This is a genomic window from Agrobacterium sp. 719_389, from assembly GCF_900188475.1.
Lineage (GTDB): Bacteria > Pseudomonadota > Alphaproteobacteria > Rhizobiales > Rhizobiaceae > Agrobacterium > Agrobacterium radiobacter.
In genome coordinates this window covers 20,749-39,370 of record NZ_FYEM01000001.1, presented here as the reverse complement: position 1 = coordinate 39,370, position 18,622 = coordinate 20,749, and the positions used below count along the sequence as shown (strand labels likewise).

Genomic DNA, 18,622 nt, shown 5'->3' with positions numbered 1-18,622 from the left:
CCGGGCATAGCCCGGCTTTTCTCATTTGCAGCGCCTTTCGGCTCGATCAGTTGATCGCCTTCATGTTGATGGTGAAGAACAGCGTTTCGCCGGAAGAATCGTCCACGCCGTCATTGTCGGTCACGGCATAGGCCGTTCCAGCCTTGTCAAAGGTGAAGCCTTCCAGCTTGTCGACGACGTAGCCGTTGGTCTGGGCCTTCAGGTCGGGCAGGAAATCATGGGCTTCCTGCTTGGCCACCAGCGGCAACTCGCCGCCGATCTTGCCCGGCTTCAGGTCGGCGATCGCAACGCGGTAGAGCTTCTTGATCTTGGCCTTGTCGCCGATCTGGTTGTCGCGCTCGACGATATAGACATTATCGCCCTGCGCGGTGATTTCGGAAAGGCCGACCCAGCCTGCCTCGGTCTTGTCGAGCGGGTAACGCACGGCGCCCCACTCCTTGGACTTCGGATTATAGGAGACGAGCTTGACGAAGCCCTTCTCGTCCGCGCCCCATTCGCGCTGCACGGCCATCCACAGCGTGGCGTCGTCGCCCTTGCCGATCATGGTCACGCCTTCGAAACCGAAGCGGGTGTCGCCGGAGAGAAGTTCCTTCGGCAGAGCGATCTCGGCCTTGATTTCACCCTTGGCGTTGACGTTATAGAGCGCGTGCGGAACAAGCTTGGCGCTGTCGCCTTCAGAGGCCAGCCAGAAGCCGCCCTTGCCATCAAGCGTAATGCCTTCGATGTCGAGCTTCTGAGCAGCGATGCCGTCACGCTTGACGCGCAGCACGCTGGTAATGGTGGCAGGCTTCTTCGTAGCGTCGATGGTGAAGATCGACGGCTGGTTGCCATAGACCGAGTCGGAGACGGCATAGAGAATGCCGGGCTTCTCGGCATCGCCGACCAGGCCGGAAAGAGCGCCCCAGCCGATCGGCGCGCCGTCGACGGTGGCGGAAACGAGCTGCGGATAGGCAGCCGTACCTTCAGCACGCTCATAAAGCATGACATGCGAGCGGACACCGCCGTCCTCGACCAGATCGACCTCATTGGCCGTGGCAAGAAGATTACGCGACGGAATGGCGACGGCGCCTTCCGGCGAAACGCCCGAAGGCAGGAGCTGCGTCAGCTGCGGCTCCGCACCGGTATCCTTGTAGACGGCGACCACCGAGGCGCGCTCGGCAAGAACTAAGAAATACTTCTGGCCATCGAAGGTCGCCGCTTCCAGACCCTCGGGCTCGATGCCCTTGGCCTTGGAGCGCTTTTCCGGATAGTGACCGATGGCGGCAACCGCATGTTCCAGCGAGGAGCCGGCTTCATAGAGGAGCTTGCCGGTCTTGTCGAAAATGGTGAAGCCGCGCGAACCGCCCTGCCAGTCGCCTTCATTGGCGATAACGATACGGTCATTGTCCAGCCACTTCACAGCGTCCGGCTCGCGCTTGCGGCCTTCCTGCTTGTCGGTGAACTTCAGCTGGCCGTCGGTCTTCGTGTCGATGCCTTCCAGATCAACCTTGCCGGCGGAGAAGTGCGTCTTCACCGTGCCGGTCTTGCCATCGATGATGACGATATGGTTGTTTTCCTGCAGCGTCAGAGCGATCTCGCCATTGGCGTTAATCGAGACGAATTCTGGCTCCGGATCCTCAGGGGAAATTTCGGCGAGACCGGTAACGTCAATCTTCTTCAGCGTCGCGCAGTCGGCCACGCCGTCCTTCAGGCCGACCGTTACCAGATAGCCGGCGGGCATCTGCGGCAGTGCGCCTTCGTTCACCTCTTCATCACGCTCGTTTTCGATCGCGATGGCGGCAAAGGTTTTATCAGGGGAAACGGCGACGGAATCGGGCTGGCCGCCGAGATCACAGCTTGCCTCGATCTTCTTCGTGGCGATATCGACCGTCACCAGCTTGCCGGACGGATTGGCGCGGTTTTCCGAGGTATTGACGCCGGCCAGAACCTTGAGGCCAGCAACGGCAACGGAGGTCGGCTCGCCTTCCAGCAGCAATGCGCCGCCGGCCTTGGGGGCCTTCGCGTCGGTGATGTCGATGAAACCGATGCCGCCGAGCGGGCTGTCCGAATAGATCAGCGTCTTGCCGTCTTCACTGGCGGTAACGATTTCAGCCGAGGTGACGGACTTGGCGTCCTTGTCCGCGGGAAGGTTTTTAGCCACCGGGAAAGACGCGATGCGGTTGAAAACCGGCTCGGCAGCGGCCGGGAAGGCCGCGGACGTGAGCAGAGCAGCGGTCAAAGCCATTTGAGAAAATCGGAACGCCATTTTAATCCCCCTTGGGTCCAGAAATACCCCATGGCTTCTGCGTCAAAGACATGACAGTGGCATGACATTTCCTGTCGGGAATCAAAAAGCCCGGCCATGGAGACCGGGCTTTCTTGTTTCTGCGCACATTCCGCGTATCGGAGCACCGTGTGACCGGATGGAGGCTGCACAGGCGCGCTCCCTACTTTTGTTCACATCCTGCCGGATTAAGAACCGGGCTGTCCGAAAAGCATTTCGAAAAACCGCCCGGTTTTGGGCCGGCATGAAGGCGTCAGCGCGTCAAAACATGTTTCCTCGTGAACCTGAAAAGCCGCCCGCCCGCCGCCGGGCGTTGCGGCTTTCCGGAAACCTTACGAGTTGACGGCGTCCTTCAGGCCCTTGCCTGCGGAAAACTTCGGTACGTTGCGAGCCGGGATATCGACTTCAGCACCCGTAGAAGGGTTACGGCCCTTGGAGGCTTCACGGCGGCTAACGGAGAAGCTGCCGAAGCCAGCGAGGCGAATGTCGCCACCGTTCTTCAGTTCGCTCTGTACGGTTTCGAATACGGCATCAACAGCGGAAGCAGCATCTGCCTTCGTGAGACCAGCCTTTTCGGCAACAGCAGAGACGAGCTCGTTCTTGTTCATGTTTCCACCCCTTTCAATGGTTTGAAACGACTCGGAATTAAGCCGGCGCAGAATACGTTTGCATCCGCGCGCAGCAACCCAAAAGCGCTGGAATCGCCTGAAAAACAAGGGGTCTGCGATTTTTTTCACAAAAAAGGCCGACATTTCTGCCGGCCTTCCACATATTCGTGCCAAATTCGCATCACTTGCGCGCAGCTGAGCGGAGGATACGCCTTCCGACACCTAACATATTGAATCTATGCAGCACCCGTCGCGAAAGGCGATTCCCGCCCCTCGCGACGAAGCATGTATCAATGTGCGATGGTCTGGCTGCCGTCATCAACACCTTCGACCGTTGCGATCACAGGCGTTTCGATGCTGCCGTCCCACTCGATGGGTTCCGGCTGGCGGATCAGGGCGTGCCTGATGACCTCGCCCATGCGCGAAACCGGGATGATTTCCATCTCGTTCTTCACATTGTCCGGAATCTCCGCCAGATCCTTGGCGTTCTCTTCCGGGATCAGTACCTTCTTGATGCCGCCGCGAAGGGCTGCGAGCAGCTTTTCCTTCAGGCCGCCGATCGGCAGCACGCGACCACGAAGCGTGATCTCGCCCGTCATCGCCACATCCTTGGAGACCGGAATGCCGGTCATGATGGAGACGATGGCGGTTGCCATGGCAACACCGGCGGACGGTCCGTCCTTCGGGGTTGCCCCTTCCGGAACGTGGACGTGGATGTCGCTCTTGTCGAAGCGCGGCGGCTCGATGCCGAAGTCCACGGCGCGCGAGCGGACATAGGATGCCGCCGCCGAAATGGATTCCTTCATCACTTCCTTGAGGTTGCCGGTCACCGTCATGCGGCCCTTGCCCGGCATCATCACGCCTTCGATGGTGAGCAGCTCACCGCCAACTTCCGTCCAGGCAAGACCGGTGACGACACCGACCTGATCCTCGCGCTCGGCCTCGCCATGGCGGAACCGCGGAACGCCCAGATAATCCGGAACGTTGGCTGCGGTGACTTCCACGGACTTGACCTTGCCCTTGATGATCTCGGTCACGGCCTTTCGTGCCAGCTTCATCAGCTCGCGCTCGAAGCTGCGCACGCCCGCCTCGCGGGTGTACTGCTGGATCACGATCATCAGAGCGTCATCGCTGACCGAGAACTCTTCCGGACGCAGGGCATGTTCCTTGATCGCCTTCGGCAACAGGTGACGCTTGGCGATTTCGCGCTTTTCGTCTTCGGTGTAGCCGGCGATGCGGATCACTTCCATACGGTCCATCAGGGGACCCGGAATGTTCAGCGTGTTGGCCGTGGTAACGAACATCACGTCGGACAGGTCGTATTCCACTTCAAGGTAGTGATCCATGAAGGTGGAGTTCTGTTCCGGATCGAGAACCTCCAGCAGTGCGGAAGACGGATCGCCACGGAAATCCATGCCCATCTTGTCGATCTCGTCGAGCAGGAAGAGCGGATTGGACTTCTTGGCCTTCTTCATTGACTGCACGATCTTGCCAGGCATGGAGCCGATATAGGTACGGCGGTGACCGCGGATTTCCGCCTCGTCACGCACGCCGCCCAGCGCCATGCGCACATATTCGCGGCCGGTCGCCTTGGCGATCGACTTGGCGAGCGAGGTCTTGCCGACGCCGGGAGGGCCGACGAGGCACAGGATGGGGCCGCGAATCTTCGAGGCGCGCGCCTGCACGGCGAGATATTCGACGATGCGTTCCTTGACCTTGTCGAGACCGAAATGATCCTGATCAAGGATTTTCTCGGCCGCGTTGAGGTCGGCCTTGATCTTCGACTTCTTGCCCCAGGGCAGGCCGAGCAGCCAGTCCAGATAGTTGCGCACGACGGTCGCTTCCGCAGACATCGGGCTCATCTGGCGAAGCTTCTTCATTTCCGCTTCGGCCTTTTCCTTGGCCTCCTTGGAAAGCTTGGTCTTGGCGATGCGCTCTTCCAGTTCGGCCATCTCGTCACGGCCGTCCTCGCCGTCGCCGAGTTCCTTCTGGATCGCCTTCATCTGCTCGTTCAGGTAATATTCGCGCTGGGTCTTCTCCATCTGGCGCTTGACGCGCGAGCGGATACGCTTCTCGACCTGCAGCACGGAAATCTCGCCCTCCATGAAGCCGAGCGCCTTTTCAAGCCGCTGCTTCACGCTGACGGTTTCCAGCATTTCCTGCTTTTCGGTGATCTTGATCGACAGGTGCGAAGCGACCGTATCAGCGAGCTTCGAATAATCGTCGATCTGGCCAGCAGCGCCGACAACCTCGGGCGAAATCTTCTTGTTGAGCTTCACATAGCTCTCGAACTCCGAAACGACCGAACGCGAGAGCGCCTCGATCTCCACCGGATCTTCGGCAGGCTCCTGCAACGGCGTCGCGGTGGCTTCATAGAAGTCTTCACGGCCGGTGTAGCTGTCGATCTGGGCGCGGCCCTTGCCTTCCACCAGCACCTTCACGGTGCCGTCGGGAAGCTTCAGAAGCTGCAGGACATTGGCGACCGTGCCGACCTTGTGGATGGCTTCGGGAGCCGGATCGTCATCGCTGGCGTTGATCTGGGTAACAAGCATGATCTGCTTGTCCGAACCCATGACTTCCTCGAGCGCACGAATGGATTTTTCCCGCCCGACGAACAGGGGAACGATCATATGCGGGAAAACGACAATGTCGCGCAGGGGAAGTACCGGATAGGTACCACCAGATGCCGCAGACGTGATGTTCGTCATATCATTTCCTTTCATGGTCCCTTTCGGGACACTTTGCCGGACAGCTTGGGGCATCCGGCACATTCATTTCTCGAGACTGAAAGTGGAGTTTCGAAACACCGATTTCAAGTCGCCGGAACAGACGATCCCGCTGAGCGGCAGAACCGTGAAATTCAACAAAACCCAGCGCCGGCTAGTACTCCCGACATTTCCGGTTATCCCTCAGGATCAGGAACCGGGTCGCCGACGGGAATTCACATTTCCGTCATATCGCGCTGCAAATCAGTTGTAAGACTTTATCAGCAAAGCGCAATCCGCTCCAAACGCAAAATCGGGCTTCGCCAAGTTAGGCGCAAGTTTCACACCCGACCACAACAGAAAAGGCCCGCACGGGATGCGGGCCTCTTGATTTCATCAAAGTACCGGACCGGCCGATCAGGCCGAAACGTTGGTCTTTTCTTCCTGACGATCCGCATAGATGTAGAGCGGACGGGCGACGCCGCTGACGACGTCGTTGGAAATAACCACTTCGCGCACACCTTCCAGCGTCGGCAGTTCGAACATGGTATCCAGCAGGATCTTTTCCATGATCGAGCGCAGGCCGCGGGCGCCGGTCTTGCGGGTGATCGCCTTGCGGGCGATTTCGCGCAGAGCGTCCTCGTGGAAGGTCAGTTCCACGTCTTCCATCTCGAACAGACGCTGATACTGCTTGACCAGCGCGTTCTTCGGCTCGGACAGGATCTGGATCAGCGCATCCTCGTCGAGGTCCTCCAGCGTCGCCAGAACCGGCAGACGGCCGATGAATTCCGGAATGAGGCCGAACTTCACCAGGTCTTCAGGCTCCAGCTCGCGCAGAACCTCACCAACGCGGCGATCGTCTTCCGCCTTGACGGTCGCACCGAAGCCGATCGAGGTCTTTTCACCACGGGCCGAGATGATCTTGTCGAGGCCGGCAAAAGCGCCGCCGCAGATGAACAGGATGTTGGTCGTATCCACCTGCAGGAATTCCTGCTGCGGATGCTTGCGGCCGCCCTGCGGCGGAACGGAAGCGACCGTGCCTTCCATGATCTTCAGAAGCGCCTGCTGAACGCCCTCGCCCGACACGTCACGCGTGATGGACGGGTTGTCCGACTTGCGGGAAATCTTGTCGACTTCGTCGATATAGACGATGCCGCGCTGTGCGCGTTCGACATTGTAATCCGCAGACTGCAACAGCTTCAGGATGATGTTTTCCACGTCCTCGCCGACATAACCGGCTTCGGTCAGCGTCGTTGCGTCCGCCATGGTGAAGGGAACGTCGATGATGCGGGCGAGCGTCTGGGCAAGATAGGTCTTGCCGCAACCCGTCGGACCGACGAGCATGATGTTCGACTTCGCAAGCTCGACATCGCCGTTCTTGGAGGCGTGCGCGAGGCGCTTGTAGTGGTTGTGAACGGCCACCGACAGGATTTTCTTCGCCTGCTTCTGGCCGATGACATACTCGTCGAGGATCTTGATGATGTCCTGCGGGGTGGGAACACCCTCGCGCGACTTCACCATCGACGTCTTGTTCTCCTCGCGGATGATGTCCATGCACAATTCGACGCATTCATCGCAGATGAATACCGTCGGTCCGGCAATGAGTTTCCGGACTTCGTGCTGGCTCTTGCCGCAGAATGAACAATAGAGTGTATTCTTAGAGTCGCCGCCGTTGCTGCCGCTGACTTTGCTCATATCTCTTTCCTTCCAGCACGCCGCAGGTCCGCCAAACGGATCGCGGTCAACTTACCGCCCGCCGATACGGCAGCCCTTGGGGTGCATCGCCGTATCCGCCTCGTTTCCCGGGGTACTAACCGGTATCAGATACATGAGCTGACAACCGGCTGCAACGAATTCCCCATCAAACCAAAGGCCACGTCATAAAAATTCAACATAGCCTTTATATATACTAATATCGCTTTCTGTTGCGGTTGAAAGCCCCGAAATTACTTTTGCGGGTTCAAACAAACGTCAAAAAGCGGCGCGCCTCAATTCGCGGCGGCGCCTTCGATTTCCTGGCGCGAGGTCAGGATCTTGTCGATCACGCCCCAGTCCTTCGCCTCGTCTGCATCCATGAAATGGTCGCGATCAAGGGTTTTTTCAACCTCTTCGAGCGTGCGGCCGGTATGCTTCACGTAGACTTCATTCAGGCGACGCTTCATCTTGATGATGTCACGGGCATGGCGCTCGATATCCGATGCCTGCCCCTGGAAACCGCCCGACGGCTGGTGAACCATGATGCGGGCGTTCGGGGTGGCGAAGCGCATTCCCTTTTCCCCGGCAGCCAGAAGCAGCGAGCCCATGGATGCGGCCTGACCGACGCAGAGCGTGGAAACCGCAGGGCGGATGAACTGCATCGTATCGTAGATCGCCATGCCGGCGGTCACGACGCCACCCGGCGAATTGATGTAGAGCGCGATTTCCTTCTTCGGGTTTTCAGCCTCGAGGAAAAGAAGCTGCGCGCAGACGAGCGACGCCATCTGGTCTTCCACCGGACCGGTGAGGAAAATGATGCGTTCCTTGAGAAGACGGGAAAATATGTCGTAGGAGCGTTCGCCGCGATTGGTCTGCTCTACGACCATCGGCACCAGAGCCATGGCGGTATCAACTGGATTTTTCATGTCCGTCCTTTGTCAAACTCTGCCCTTCGCGGAAAACCGCTCCGGAATCACTTCTAACCTTCATACTCCCTACATAGAGTGTCCCTGCCCCGTACTTCAAGACACGAAGCCGCATATCCTTAACGGCTCAACAGCGTTTGCAGGCCGTCGGGGGCCGGCTTGGCAAGGGTTTCGAACCGGGCGGGGCCGGCCGAGCCTCTTTCCCTCACCGCCACCATTTTTTTACTATGGCGCGCGACGGGGGCAAAAATCGCCCGCCATACACAGATATAACTTCTCACCGGCAAGAACTCGTTAGTATTTGCTGCTGATACTGGCCAGCGAATTTCCGGTTCCCGTTGGGGAATGGGCCCATCCGGGCGAAATGGCAGCTCAACAATTCCAGCGGGCATAACGCACCTTGTGCGAGATGGCCCGCTTTTACCGCATGATGGCGCAGATAGGATTTTGCAATGCTGGATGCAAAGACGAGCACGCTACTGTGGGCGGCGGAAACGTTCACCCTTGCCGTGCTTTTGGGAACGCTGTGGCTGCACCGTCCTTCCCGCCGGCATAACCTCTATTTCGCCGCAGGTTTCCTCACCACGGGCATCGGCACTGTCATGGTGGCGTTTCGCGGCGATATTTCCAGTTTTCTGTCCATTCAGGTCGGCAACACGCTGGCGCTTTCCGCCTTTGGTTTCTGGCTGGCTGGCCTGCTCTGCTTCGAGCAGCGCAAACTCGGCGGCTGGGTTGCTATTCCGGCCCTGCTGTGGATCGCCGGAATGTTCGTGCCGCCCGTGCGCGAAGACATGGTCGCCCGCATCCTGCTTTATCATGCCAGCGCGGCCACGGGCTATTTCATGCTCGCGGGCGTGCTTCTGGCCAGCAGGGCGCGCGCATCTCGCAGCCGAAAGGTTCTGGCCACGATCCTGATCCTGCAGGCTTTTGCCGGAGCGATCGTCGCATCCATCGTCATCCCGGCCAATGCCGCAATCCCCAATGCCATTCCCATGACATCGGCGCTCTCCATCTCCGGCATGCTCGGCTTCACGGCGATCATCATGATCAGCGCCAAGATCATCATGGAAGACACGGAGATTCGTCTCCACCGCCTCGCCATGACCGATCATCTGACCGGCGTTCTCAACCGGCGCGGTCTGCTGGAGGAGTTCGAGCGCATCAAGAAAAGGTCGCCGGCCTCCAGCCGTTATGTGGCGCTGGTGCTGTTCGACATCGACCATTTCAAGAAGATCAACGACAGATACGGCCATCAGTCCGGCGATGCGGTCCTCGTGCATTTCTGCAATATCGCCCAGCGTGTGATCGGCGATCGCGGCCTTTTCGTCAGAATGGGAGGCGAGGAATTCGCGCTGGTCGCCGAAGTCGAAAGCCCTTCCAGCACAGCGACGCTTGCGGAAGCCATCCGCAGCAATCTGCGCCTGTCGAAGATCAGTTCGCGTGGTGAAAGCATCGAGGTGACCACCAGCGTCGGCATCGCCGAAGCCATGATCAGGGATGCCGACCTCAACACCATGATGACCGAAGCCGACCGTGCGCTCTATGCCGCCAAGAAGGCCGGGCGCAACCGGACCGTCATCCACGTCAATTCGGCCAATGTCGTCGTGCCCGCCTCGGACCGCGACGAAAACCCGATGGACAACAATGCCGACCGCCAGGTTGCGGCGCTGAACCGGATATCCGCCATCGCCAGTCGATGACGATGTAACCATCCAGTGACAGACGGAGGGGAGTTCCCCTCCCTTCCCAAAGCGCCACGCGCGGAATAAACCATGGGCATGACAGCGACATTTCCCTTTCTCAAAATCGATCCCGCCACCCGCCGCGTTTCACTCGACGCCCGCGACCCGGCCTTCTACAACGATCCGAACCCGGTTTATGCCGCCCTGCATGGGCAATGTCCCACCTTTTACTGGGAGGAGCAGCGGCAATGGTTCTTCACCGGTTACGACCATGTCAGCGCACTTCTGCGCGACCGCCGCTTCGGACGGCAGATCCTGCATGTGGCTAGCCGCGAGGAAATCGGCCTGCCGCAACCGCTGGAACATGTGAAGCATTTCGACGCCGCCGAGCAGCATTCGCTTCTGGAGCTGGAGCCGCCGGAACACACGCGGCTGCGCACGCTCATCAACCGCGCCTTCGTTTCCCGGCATGTCGACAAGATGAAGCCGGAAATCGAGGAACTCGCCAACCGCCTGATCGATGCCTTCGAGAGCAAGGGCGAAACCGAGCTGCTCTCCTCTTATGCCGATATCATCCCGGTGACGATGATCGCCCGCATGATCGGCATTCCCGAAGAGATGGGGCCGCAGCTTCTGAAATGGTCGCATGCCTATGTCGGCATGTACATGTTCAAGCGCACGCCCGAGGACGAGCTTCTGGCCGACAGGGCCGCGCATGAATTTTCAGACTATGTGCGCAGCGTGATCGCCGAGCGGCGGGCGGAGCCGAAGGATGACCTGCTGAGCCACATGATCCATACGGAGCACAAGGGCCAGTACCTGACGGATGACGAGCTAATCTCCACCACCATCGTGCTGCTGAATGCCGGACACGAGGCGACCGTGCACCAGATCGGCAATTCCGTGCGCATCATTCTGGAAAGCGGTATCTCTCCGGAGACCCTGTTCCACGACGAGGCCGCCACGGAACGCACGGTGGAAGAAACCCTGCGCATCTGCGCCCCGGTCCATATTTTCCAGCGCTGGGTTCTGGAACCGGTCGAAATCGAAGGCGTCACATTCAAGCGCGGCGACAAGGTCAGCCTTATCCTGGCAGCCGCCAATCTCGACCCGGCAAAATTTTCCAATCCGCTGACCTTCCAGCCGGACCGGAACGAGGGCGCCAACGTCTCTTTCGGCGCCGGCATCCATTTCTGCATCGGCGCGCCGCTTGCACGGCTGGAGCTTAATCTCGCCCTGCCCCTGCTTTTCAAACGTCTGCCGGGCCTGAAGATTGCCGAGCCGCCCAAGGTCAAGGATGTCTATCATTTCCATGGCCTGGAGCGGCTCGATCTCAGCTGGTGAGGCAGAGGGAGGATGCGGCCTTAAATCTGGGCCAGACCGCCATCAACCGAGAGCTCGACGCCGGTGATATAGCTGGCCTTGGAAGACGCCAGAAACAGCACCGCCTCGGCGATTTCGTCGGGGTCGGCCATACGGCCGATCGGTGCTGCATCCTTCAGATAGGCCTTGAAACCGGCGATCTTCTCATCGTCCATTTTCAGGCCATTCTCCATGATTGGCGTGCGGGTGACGCCGGGGCTCACCGTATTGACGCGGATTTCCCGCGCTTTCAGATCATTGGCAAAACTGCGGGCGAATGAGCGAACTGCCGCTTTCGAAGCATTGTAGGCGCTCAGCTTTTCCATACCCTTGTTGCCGACGATCGACCCGGTCAATACGATCGAACCGCCGTCCTTCAGCACCGGCAACAACGTCTGCACCGTGTAAAACACGCCCTTCACGTTGATGTCGAAAATCCGGTCGTAAAGCGCTTCATGGGTTGCGCCAAGATCGTTGTTCTCGGCGATGCCGGCATTTGCGACCAGCACATCCACCTTTCGCCCGTCGGCTTCTATGCGGGCCTTGAGCTGTTCCAGATCCGAAAGCTTGGCAACATCGGAAACGAAGCCGATTACCCGCTCCCCGAGCTTGGCGACGGCGCCATCGAGATTGGCTGAATTGCGGCCAGTCACATAGACCGCAGAGGCTCCGCCTTCCAGAAACAACCTGGCGACTGAAAAGCCGATGCCTGTCGATCCGCCCGTGACGACGACCACCTGCCCGCTGAATAGTCCAGACATTGCAAACTCCATGAATATCGTAATTTCCGAATTACCATAATTCGGTATTTCGGTTTTATTGAAATATTGAAGCTTGTCAATCCATATGCTACAGGCGGTCCATGGTTCAGTTTTTTCATCCCGCTCGCGAGGACATATCGCTTACCGCCGTGCTGTCCGCCCTTGGCGAGCCCGCGCGCATGGGCATCATCCGCAAATTATGGGTGTCGGAAGCCGGGCAGAATTGCGGTGCGGCAGCCCCCTGTCAGGATATGCCGCGCTCCACCCTTTCCAGCCATATGCGTGTCCTGCGTGAGGCAGGATTGATCCGCACCCACAAACAGGGCGTCGAAAATATCAGCGTTGTGCGCATTGAGGACATGGAAGCCCGTTTTCCCGGACTGCTTCCATCAATTCTCAAATTCGATGAGCAATAAGCACCAGACCGTATCCGGCCTCAGAGCCGGATGACGTAGTCCTTGCGTGTCGTTTCCACCACTTCCCACGTGCCGGTAAAGCCCGGGCGCAGGATAACACGGTCACCCTGTCTGAGATCGCGAGGCGCACCGCCGTCTTCGGTCAGGATGGAATGACCTTCGAGAATGTTGAAATATTCCCATTCGTCATAAACCACCCGCCATTTGCCGGGGGTGGATTGCCAGATACCGGCATAGATGCCGCCGGCAGCTTCCTCGAGATTCCATGTGGTGAATCTCGGATCGCCGGAGATCAGCCTTTCCGGCGCGGGCGCGCCGTGCTCCACCTCGGTGGTATCATCAAAGGACAGAAAATTCGCCATGACATCCGGATCCATCAAATGTGGTTGGTAAAATAGCTTTGCTCATTTGTGAGCGCTTCGTCAAACGTCTTCAACTTCATTCACAACTTAAAATTGATTTTATGGGTGGAGAGCACTTGCTCGTTGCCCCCTTTCCCGTCGCGGCCTCGCAGCGGGAGAAGATGCCGTTCACTCCATCCTTGTCCAGCCAAAAACCAGCCAGGTGTATTTCGACTTCTTGTCGGGTTCGGCGGTGTAGGTCATCTGTATATCGCCGTCCTTCGCATAAATATCGAGCCTGGGCGCCGTATCCAGCTTCAGCCAAAGCGAACTCTTGTTGAAAGACCATGTTCCGCACCAGACGCATGAACCTGAGGGATCACCGGCCTGATGGAAATTGTAACGACCGTCCGCTGTGATCTCCAGATAGTCGAACGTGGAGTAAAATGTCGTCACCGTCTCCTGGAACAGTGTCGCATCCGCTTCCTGCTGGGAGGTCGGCGCGGTCTTCATATCGCGCGGCGGGCGACTGGTCGCACCGCTGAGTTTCCACTTTCCGACGAAATCCTTCTGAGTCGGGAAATATTCCGCTTCCGCCTTTGCCGGCGAAACCGAAGCGACGACAGGTATATCAGCCATACCCGCGACCCCGATCGCAAGGAGAAGGGTGACGATGCGGAGCATTCCGGTTCGGTTTTTCATATGGCCTATCTTTCGCGATGGGAGTGCAAGGGCCTGTTCTAGGCAGATTCGACGCTCCCGGTAAGATGGTGGCCGATGAATGGAAGCGGCGCGCCGTTCGTCCGCCTGGCGCGCCAACCGCTTCCAGCACTGGCACCGGGCTTTTCCGTAAAGCGAAATGACACGCTCAGTTTGCCGCTGATTTCGCCAGCGCAATCAACAGGAAAATCACCGCGAACAACTTGATGGGCGGTCGCCCAAGGACCTCACCGGCGCTCGGCGCGCCGAAAACCCCTTGTTTCATGGTTTTCCAGCGGCCGCACAATCACACTAGATATCATCGGGCGTCACGCGAGTACCAAACCCGCATGACGAACCACGTCACAGCTTGGCAAGCGACTGTTCGAGATCGGCGATGATGTCCTTGACGTCCTCGATGCCGATCGACAAACGCACCACATCCGGCCCTGCGCCAGCGGCCGTCTGCTGTTCAGGCGTCAGCTGCGCATGGGTGGTGGAGGCCGGGTGGATGACGAGGGAGCGCGTATCGCCGATATTGGCGAGATGGGAGAAGAGCTGCAGCCCTTCCACCAGCGCCTTGCCGGCCGCATAACCGCCCTTGACGCCGAAAGTGAAGACGGAGCCTGCGCCCTTTGGCGAATATCGCTGCTGGAGGGCATGGTTTTCGCTGTCCTCCAGCCCGGCATAATGCACCCAGCTAACTTTGGGATGCGCCTTCAGCCATTTGGCGACGGCGAGCGCATTGTCGGAATGGCGCTGAACGCGCAGCGGCAGCGTCTCGATGCCCGTCAGGATGAGGAAGGCGTTGAAGGGCGAAATGGCCGGGCCGAGGTCGCGCAATCCCAGAACACGGCAAGCGATGGCGAAGGCGAAATTGCCGAAGGTCTGATGCAGCACGACGCCGGAATATTCCGGTCGGGGCTGCGACAGCGCCGGATATCTGTCCGTCGCCGACCAGTCGAAGGTTCCGCCGTCAACGATGATGCCGCCCATGGAATTGCCGTGACCGCCAAGGAATTTCGTCAATGAATGCAGCACGATGTCAGCGCCGTGTTCCAGCGGCCGCAGCAGATAGGGGCTCGCCATGGTGTTGTCGACGATCAGCGGCAGGCCATGCCGGTGGGCGACATCGGCAATCGCGGCGATATCCACGAAAGTACCGCCGGGATTGGCAAGGCTTTCGATGAAGACGGCGCGGGTACGGTCGTCGATCTGCGCCTCGAAGCTGGTGGGATCGGTGGCGTCAGCCCAGCGCACCTGCCAGTCGAAACCCTTGAAGGCGTGACCGAACTGGTTGATCGAACCACCATAAAGCTGGCGGGCGGCGACGAAATTGTCGCCGGGCTGCAGGAGCGTATGGAAGACCAGCAATTGCGCGGCATGGCCGGACGCGACGGCAAGCGCCGCCGTGCCGCCTTCCAGCGCCGCCACGCGCTCTTCCAGAACAGCCTGGGTGGGGTTCATGATGCGGGTGTAGATATTGCCGAACTCTTTTAATCCGAACAGGGCGGCAGCGTGATCGGCGTCGCGAAAAGCAAAGGCCGTCGTCTGATAAATGGGTGTCGCACGCGCGCCGGTGGTCGGATCAGGTTGTGCGCCCGCGTGGACGGCCAGCGTTGAAAACCCAGGATTGCTGCTCGGCATGATGTTTCCTCCAGTGGAATTTTGAAGGGATCATAATGCCTTGCCGCCAAATGATAAGTCCGATCCGTACCAACTATCGCACAATATTGAGACGCGGATACTCAATTGCAGGGCAGCGGTCCATCACAACCTCCATGCCATAGGCTTCAGCCTTGGCGGCGGCATTGTCATCGCGAACGGAAAGCTGGCCCCAGATCACCGATGGTCGCTCGGGCAGCAATATCGCCTCTTCGACGATTGCCGATAAATATTCCCGTGCGCGAAAAACATCGATCATGTCCACCGGCTCGGGAATATCGGCGAGCCTGGCGTAGACCTTCTGTCCCAATATCTCCTTACCCGCCTGGCCGGGATTGACCGGAAATACACGATAACCCTTGGACAGCAGGAAGCGCATGACGCCGTGGCTCGGCCTGTCCGGATTGGGCGAAGCGCCGAGCAGGGCGATGGTTTTGACGCCAGTCAGAATTTTTCTGAGGTAGTCGGGCTCGTAACGATCATGCTGCATGTCAACTTATCCCTTTTGGAAGGTCACATGGTTAGAAGAATACCAATGCAGGTGCGCCATTTAAAAGCTCCGCGAGCACAGCCTCTCCTGCATAATTCCACCGACGCATTCCTGACACTGCGGATTGCGCCTGCCTTCCCCATCTAGGAAGCTTCACTGCCATCTTGAACCCCTGCCCGGCCGAAAATCACCACCGCGACAGACCCATCGTCGCTCAGCGGCACGTTTTCGTCCACGCAAAATGATTTCACCAAAATACCAGAATCCCGGTTGTATTGACTAATCTTGTCCAGTTTTCAAAATGGCGCAAACCGGCACAAAAGCGGCTCAAACAACATTAGCGTGCAAGTTATGCGCCCTTCGTCTCCTGTTTGTTTTCATTCCGTTCGCAGATGAATTAGAGCTATCTAATTTTCAGAAAGTTATTCTGTAAATCAATCTATATACAAGTCTGCAACGTTACAGCAAGACGTTATAGGCATATATGAAATTTCTTTTCACGCACCTGCCATCCAATTGATACACCTTCCAACCGAAGTGCCCAGCGGAGTTTTTTGACAAAAAAGCTGGTATCCAGACACGAACACGCTCCGAAGCGAAACCACAAGCTGTGCGCCCAGCGCTCATGCCACCCTCTGACGGATGAAATCCTGAGCAGAATGCCACATCGCGCCAGCGCAAAATCATTCCGCAACCCCACGACATGCACAAAGTAGAAATTTTACGCGTGTTGCAATATTAGCCGCCGTCACACATCGCTTGCGGGACGTTCCACGGGCGCAAAACGCTCAATCGAACAATTCGGAAGGTCGCGTCGCCCTCACCGAAAATCGATTCCGGTTTTCAGGCCGATGCTGTAGGTTGCCCAAAGTAGCCCGCGAGCGAGTCTCTATTGTGACATTTGACATTCTTCTTCTGGTGCTCCTGGGCGCGATGCTGCATGCCGGATGGAATGCGCTGGTCAAATCCGGTTCCGACAAATCACTCGATGCCTCGCTGATCGCGGCGGGGGCTGCGGCCTGTTCGTTGCCGTTTCTGCCCTTCCTGCCCTTCCCCGCGCCGGTCGCCATTCCCTTCCTGATCGCTTCGGCCGTTCTACAATTCGCCTATTTTCGCCTTGTCGCCGCCGCCTATACGATCGGCGATATCGGCCTTGTCTATCCCGTCATGCGCGGTGTAGCTCCCTTGATCGTCGCGGCGACAAGCAGCCTGTTCCTGAGCGAGGTTCTAAGCCCGCTGGCCCTTGCCGGAATCGCGATCATCTCCGGCGGCATCCTGACACTCGTATTCGAGGCAAGGCGTGGCGGCGGCAAGGCTATTCTGGTCGCGTTGCTCAACGCCTTCGTGATCGCGTCCTACACCTTCGTCGACGGCGTCGGCGCAAGACTTTCCGGCAACGCCATCTCCTATACGCTCTGGATGTCGCTTCTGCCGCCGGTGCTGCTTTTCGGTTTTGCCTTTTTCCAGCGCGGCGTCCGCCCAGTCGTTCAGCATGTCCGGCGCAACTGGTGGCGCGGCCTGATCGGCGGCGGCGGTTCCATTCTCTCCTATGGGCTTGCGCTTTACGCCATGACGAAGGCGCCCGTCGCCGTCGTCGCGGCGCTGCGGGAAACCTCCATTCTCTTCGCGCTGGTAATCTCCGTGGTGATCCTCAAAGAGCGCGCCAGCATCTGGCGTTATCTCGCCGGAGGCATCATTGCAGCGGGCGTTCTGGTGATGCGGCTGGGATAAAACGGGGTCGCTTGATGAGGTAAAATAATACCCCATTATCAAGTCATTGTTTTTACTATATTATTTTTACGAACTCCAAAATTCGTCATATTGACGCTTTCGCTCGCGCACCGTATAAGCGCGCCAGATCGGATTCCAGCCGGAATAGGGTCATTTGCGGTTGCCCTTGATGGCAACCAAACCAAGCAACAAGAAACGCCCGTATGCTCTTTCATGAAGAGGATGACGGGTCCACGTTAGAAAGTGAAATCTATGTCTACTTTCGTTCAGAAGCCCGCTGAGGTGGAGAAGAAGTGGGTCATCATCGACGCCGAAGGCCTCGTTGTTGGTCGCCTCGCCACCATCGTTGCAACCCGCCTGCGCGGCAAGCACAAGGCTACCTACACCCCCCACGTTGATGATGGCGACAACGTCATCGTTATCAACGCGGAAAAGGTTGCCTTCACCGGCAACAAGTACTCCGACAAGAAGTACTACTGGCACACCGGTCACCCGGGTGGCATCAAGGAGCGTACGGCTCGCCAGATCATCGAAGGCCGCTTCCCGGAGCGCGTCGTTGAAAAGGCCATCGAGCGCATGATCCCGCGCGGCCCGCTCGGCCGTCGCCAGATGAAGAACCTGCGCGTTTACGCCGGCTCGAACCATCCGCACGAAGCACAGCAGCCCACCGTTCTCGACGTGGCCGCGCTTAACAAGAAGAACGTAAGGAGCGCCTGATAATGGCCGATCTTTCCTCTCTGAAAGACCTCGCCCCGGCATCGGAAGCTTCGGCTCCCGTGCACGTCCGCAAGGTTGATACCCTCGGCCGCTCCTACGCGACCGGCAAGCGCAAGAACGCCGTAGCCCGCGTATGGGTGAAGGCCGGTTCTGGCAAGATCATCATCAACGGCCGCGATTTCACCACGTATTTCGCACGTCCGGTTCTGCAGATGATCCTCCAGCAGCCGCTGGTCGCAGCTGCCCGCTCCGGTCAGTTCGACATCATTGCAACGGTTGCAGGCGGCGGTCTTTCCGGCCAGGCCGGCGCCGTACGTCACGGCGTTTCCAAGGCGCTCACCTACTTCGAACCGGGCCTGCGCTCCGTTCTGAAGAAGGGTGGCTTCCTGACCCGCGACAGCCGCGTTGTCGAGCGTAAGAAGTACGGTAAGGCCAAGGCCCGCCGTTCGTTCCAGTTCTCCAAGCGCTAATCGCTTCTCGGAACGGTTCGTTCAGAACTTCGAAAGGCGGGGCTTCGGCTCCGCCTTTTTTCATGTCTCGTCCCTTGTTTTTTCGGCGCGA

General features: G+C 58.5%; 16 protein-coding genes. 6 read left to right on the top strand and 10 right to left on the bottom strand.

The annotated features are described in order from the left end of the window. Window positions 1–46: 46 nt before the first annotated feature. The 5 genes from CFB10_RS00210 to clpP form a co-directional block, all read right to left on the bottom strand. A complete protein-coding gene (locus tag CFB10_RS00210) occupies window positions 47–2,245 on the bottom strand; it encodes an esterase-like activity of phytase family protein (protein WP_026364064.1) in 2,199 nt (732 codons plus the stop codon). Between the two features lie 350 nt (window positions 2,246–2,595). Beyond that, window positions 2,596–2,871 (bottom strand): DNA-binding protein HupB, encoded by a 276-nt coding sequence (gene hupB / locus CFB10_RS00205; RefSeq protein ID WP_003502360.1) that lies wholly within the window; start codon window positions 2,869–2,871, stop codon window positions 2,596–2,598. Window positions 2,872–3,161: 290 nt separating this feature from the next. Beyond that, on the bottom strand, window positions 3,162–5,579 hold the full coding sequence (gene lon / locus CFB10_RS00200) for an endopeptidase La (protein WP_020012319.1): 2,418 nt from the start codon (window positions 5,577–5,579) through the stop codon (window positions 3,162–3,164). Between the two features lie 414 nt (window positions 5,580–5,993). Then, complete coding sequence (gene clpX, locus CFB10_RS00190; protein ID WP_003496489.1) at window positions 5,994–7,271, bottom strand: ATP-dependent Clp protease ATP-binding subunit ClpX; 1,278 nt, start codon at window positions 7,269–7,271, stop codon at window positions 5,994–5,996. Between the two features lie 293 nt (window positions 7,272–7,564). Then, window positions 7,565–8,197: an ATP-dependent Clp endopeptidase proteolytic subunit ClpP gene (clpP, locus tag CFB10_RS00185; protein WP_003521529.1), complete on the bottom strand. Its 633-nt coding sequence runs from the start codon at window positions 8,195–8,197 to the stop codon at window positions 7,565–7,567. Window positions 8,198–8,649: 452 nt separating this feature from the next. Here clpP and CFB10_RS00180 point away from each other — a divergent pair, with 452 nt between their 5' ends. Together CFB10_RS00180 and CFB10_RS00175 are read left to right on the top strand one after the other, a co-directional pair. Continuing rightward, window positions 8,650–9,897 (top strand): diguanylate cyclase, encoded by a 1,248-nt coding sequence (locus CFB10_RS00180; RefSeq protein WP_020012317.1) that lies wholly within the window; start codon window positions 8,650–8,652, stop codon window positions 9,895–9,897. A gap of 72 nt (window positions 9,898–9,969) precedes the next feature. Beyond that, entirely contained in the window at window positions 9,970–11,223 is a 1,254-nt protein-coding gene (locus CFB10_RS00175) for a cytochrome P450 (RefSeq protein WP_020012316.1), read from the top strand. 20 nt (window positions 11,224–11,243) lie between these two features. On the opposite strand, the gene CFB10_RS00170 is transcribed toward CFB10_RS00175, so the two are convergent. Then, window positions 11,244–12,014 (bottom strand): SDR family oxidoreductase, encoded by a 771-nt coding sequence (locus CFB10_RS00170; protein ID WP_170940884.1) that lies wholly within the window; start codon window positions 12,012–12,014, stop codon window positions 11,244–11,246. A gap of 89 nt (window positions 12,015–12,103) precedes the next feature. Here CFB10_RS00170 and CFB10_RS00165 point away from each other — a divergent pair, with 89 nt between their 5' ends. Next, window positions 12,104–12,418 carry a transcriptional regulator gene (locus CFB10_RS00165; protein WP_020012314.1) on the top strand — a complete coding sequence of 105 codons (315 nt, stop codon included), beginning with the start codon at window positions 12,104–12,106 and terminating at the stop codon, window positions 12,416–12,418. 20 nt (window positions 12,419–12,438) lie between these two features. On the opposite strand, the gene CFB10_RS00160 is transcribed toward CFB10_RS00165, so the two are convergent. The 4 genes from CFB10_RS00160 to CFB10_RS00145 all read right to left on the bottom strand — a co-directional run bounded on the left by CFB10_RS00160 (window position 12,439) and on the right by CFB10_RS00145 (window position 15,613). Beyond that, window positions 12,439–12,780, bottom strand: coding sequence for a cupin domain-containing protein (locus tag CFB10_RS00160; protein WP_026364063.1), 342 nt, complete (start codon window positions 12,778–12,780; stop codon window positions 12,439–12,441). A 168-nt stretch (window positions 12,781–12,948) separates the two neighbouring features. Further along, the gene (locus CFB10_RS00155) at window positions 12,949–13,461 is read right to left on the bottom strand and encodes a hypothetical protein (protein WP_026364062.1); all 513 of its coding nucleotides are present in this window, start codon (window positions 13,459–13,461) and stop codon (window positions 12,949–12,951) included. Window positions 13,462–13,821: 360 nt separating this feature from the next. Then, window positions 13,822–15,105: an O-acetylhomoserine aminocarboxypropyltransferase gene (locus CFB10_RS00150; protein ID WP_020012310.1), complete on the bottom strand. Its 1,284-nt coding sequence runs from the start codon at window positions 15,103–15,105 to the stop codon at window positions 13,822–13,824. 73 nt (window positions 15,106–15,178) lie between these two features. Beyond that, window positions 15,179–15,613 carry a CoA-binding protein gene (locus tag CFB10_RS00145; RefSeq protein WP_020012309.1) on the bottom strand — a complete coding sequence of 145 codons (435 nt, stop codon included), beginning with the start codon at window positions 15,611–15,613 and terminating at the stop codon, window positions 15,179–15,181. Between the two features lie 894 nt (window positions 15,614–16,507). On the opposite strand from CFB10_RS00145, the gene CFB10_RS00135 reads away from it, so the two are divergent. The 3 genes from CFB10_RS00135 to rpsI all read left to right on the top strand — a co-directional run bounded on the left by CFB10_RS00135 (window position 16,508) and on the right by rpsI (window position 18,531). After that, window positions 16,508–17,344, top strand: a complete 837-nt coding sequence (locus CFB10_RS00135; protein ID WP_020012308.1) for an EamA family transporter — start codon at window positions 16,508–16,510, stop codon at window positions 17,342–17,344. Window positions 17,345–17,596: 252 nt separating this feature from the next. Continuing rightward, on the top strand, window positions 17,597–18,061 hold the full coding sequence (gene rplM / locus CFB10_RS00130; RefSeq protein ID WP_003502335.1) for a 50S ribosomal protein L13: 465 nt from the start codon (window positions 17,597–17,599) through the stop codon (window positions 18,059–18,061). 2 nt (window positions 18,062–18,063) lie between these two features. Beyond that, entirely contained in the window at window positions 18,064–18,531 is a 468-nt protein-coding gene (rpsI, locus tag CFB10_RS00125; RefSeq protein ID WP_003496509.1) for a 30S ribosomal protein S9, read from the top strand. Window positions 18,532–18,622 lie beyond the last annotated feature (91 nt).

Excerpts from the sequence above, each read along its gene's own strand:
- CFB10_RS00210 (WP_026364064.1), bottom strand. The coding sequence starts at position 2,245 with ATGGCGTTCCGATTTTCTCAAATGGCTTTGACCGCTGCTCTGCTCACG.
- hupB (WP_003502360.1), bottom strand. The coding sequence starts at position 2,871 with ATGAACAAGAACGAGCTCGTCTCTGCTGTTGCCGAAAAGGCTGGTCTC.
- lon (WP_020012319.1), bottom strand. The coding sequence starts at position 5,579 with ATGACGAACATCACGTCTGCGGCATCTGGTGGTACCTATCCGGTACTT.
- clpX (WP_003496489.1), bottom strand. The coding sequence starts at position 7,271 with ATGAGCAAAGTCAGCGGCAGCAACGGCGGCGACTCTAAGAATACACTC.
- clpP (WP_003521529.1), bottom strand. The coding sequence starts at position 8,197 with ATGAAAAATCCAGTTGATACCGCCATGGCTCTGGTGCCGATGGTCGTA.
- CFB10_RS00180 (WP_020012317.1), top strand. The coding sequence starts at position 8,650 with ATGCTGGATGCAAAGACGAGCACGCTACTGTGGGCGGCGGAAACGTTC.
- CFB10_RS00175 (WP_020012316.1), top strand. The coding sequence starts at position 9,970 with ATGGGCATGACAGCGACATTTCCCTTTCTCAAAATCGATCCCGCCACC.
- CFB10_RS00170 (WP_170940884.1), bottom strand. The coding sequence starts at position 12,014 with ATGGAGTTTGCAATGTCTGGACTATTCAGCGGGCAGGTGGTCGTCGTC.
- CFB10_RS00165 (WP_020012314.1), top strand. The coding sequence starts at position 12,104 with ATGGTTCAGTTTTTTCATCCCGCTCGCGAGGACATATCGCTTACCGCC.
- CFB10_RS00160 (WP_026364063.1), bottom strand. The coding sequence starts at position 12,780 with ATGGCGAATTTTCTGTCCTTTGATGATACCACCGAGGTGGAGCACGGC.
- CFB10_RS00155 (WP_026364062.1), bottom strand. The coding sequence starts at position 13,461 with ATGAAAAACCGAACCGGAATGCTCCGCATCGTCACCCTTCTCCTTGCG.
- CFB10_RS00150 (WP_020012310.1), bottom strand. The coding sequence starts at position 15,105 with ATGCCGAGCAGCAATCCTGGGTTTTCAACGCTGGCCGTCCACGCGGGC.
- CFB10_RS00145 (WP_020012309.1), bottom strand. The coding sequence starts at position 15,613 with ATGCAGCATGATCGTTACGAGCCCGACTACCTCAGAAAAATTCTGACT.
- rplM (WP_003502335.1), top strand. The coding sequence starts at position 17,597 with ATGTCTACTTTCGTTCAGAAGCCCGCTGAGGTGGAGAAGAAGTGGGTC.
- rpsI (WP_003496509.1), top strand. The coding sequence starts at position 18,064 with ATGGCCGATCTTTCCTCTCTGAAAGACCTCGCCCCGGCATCGGAAGCT.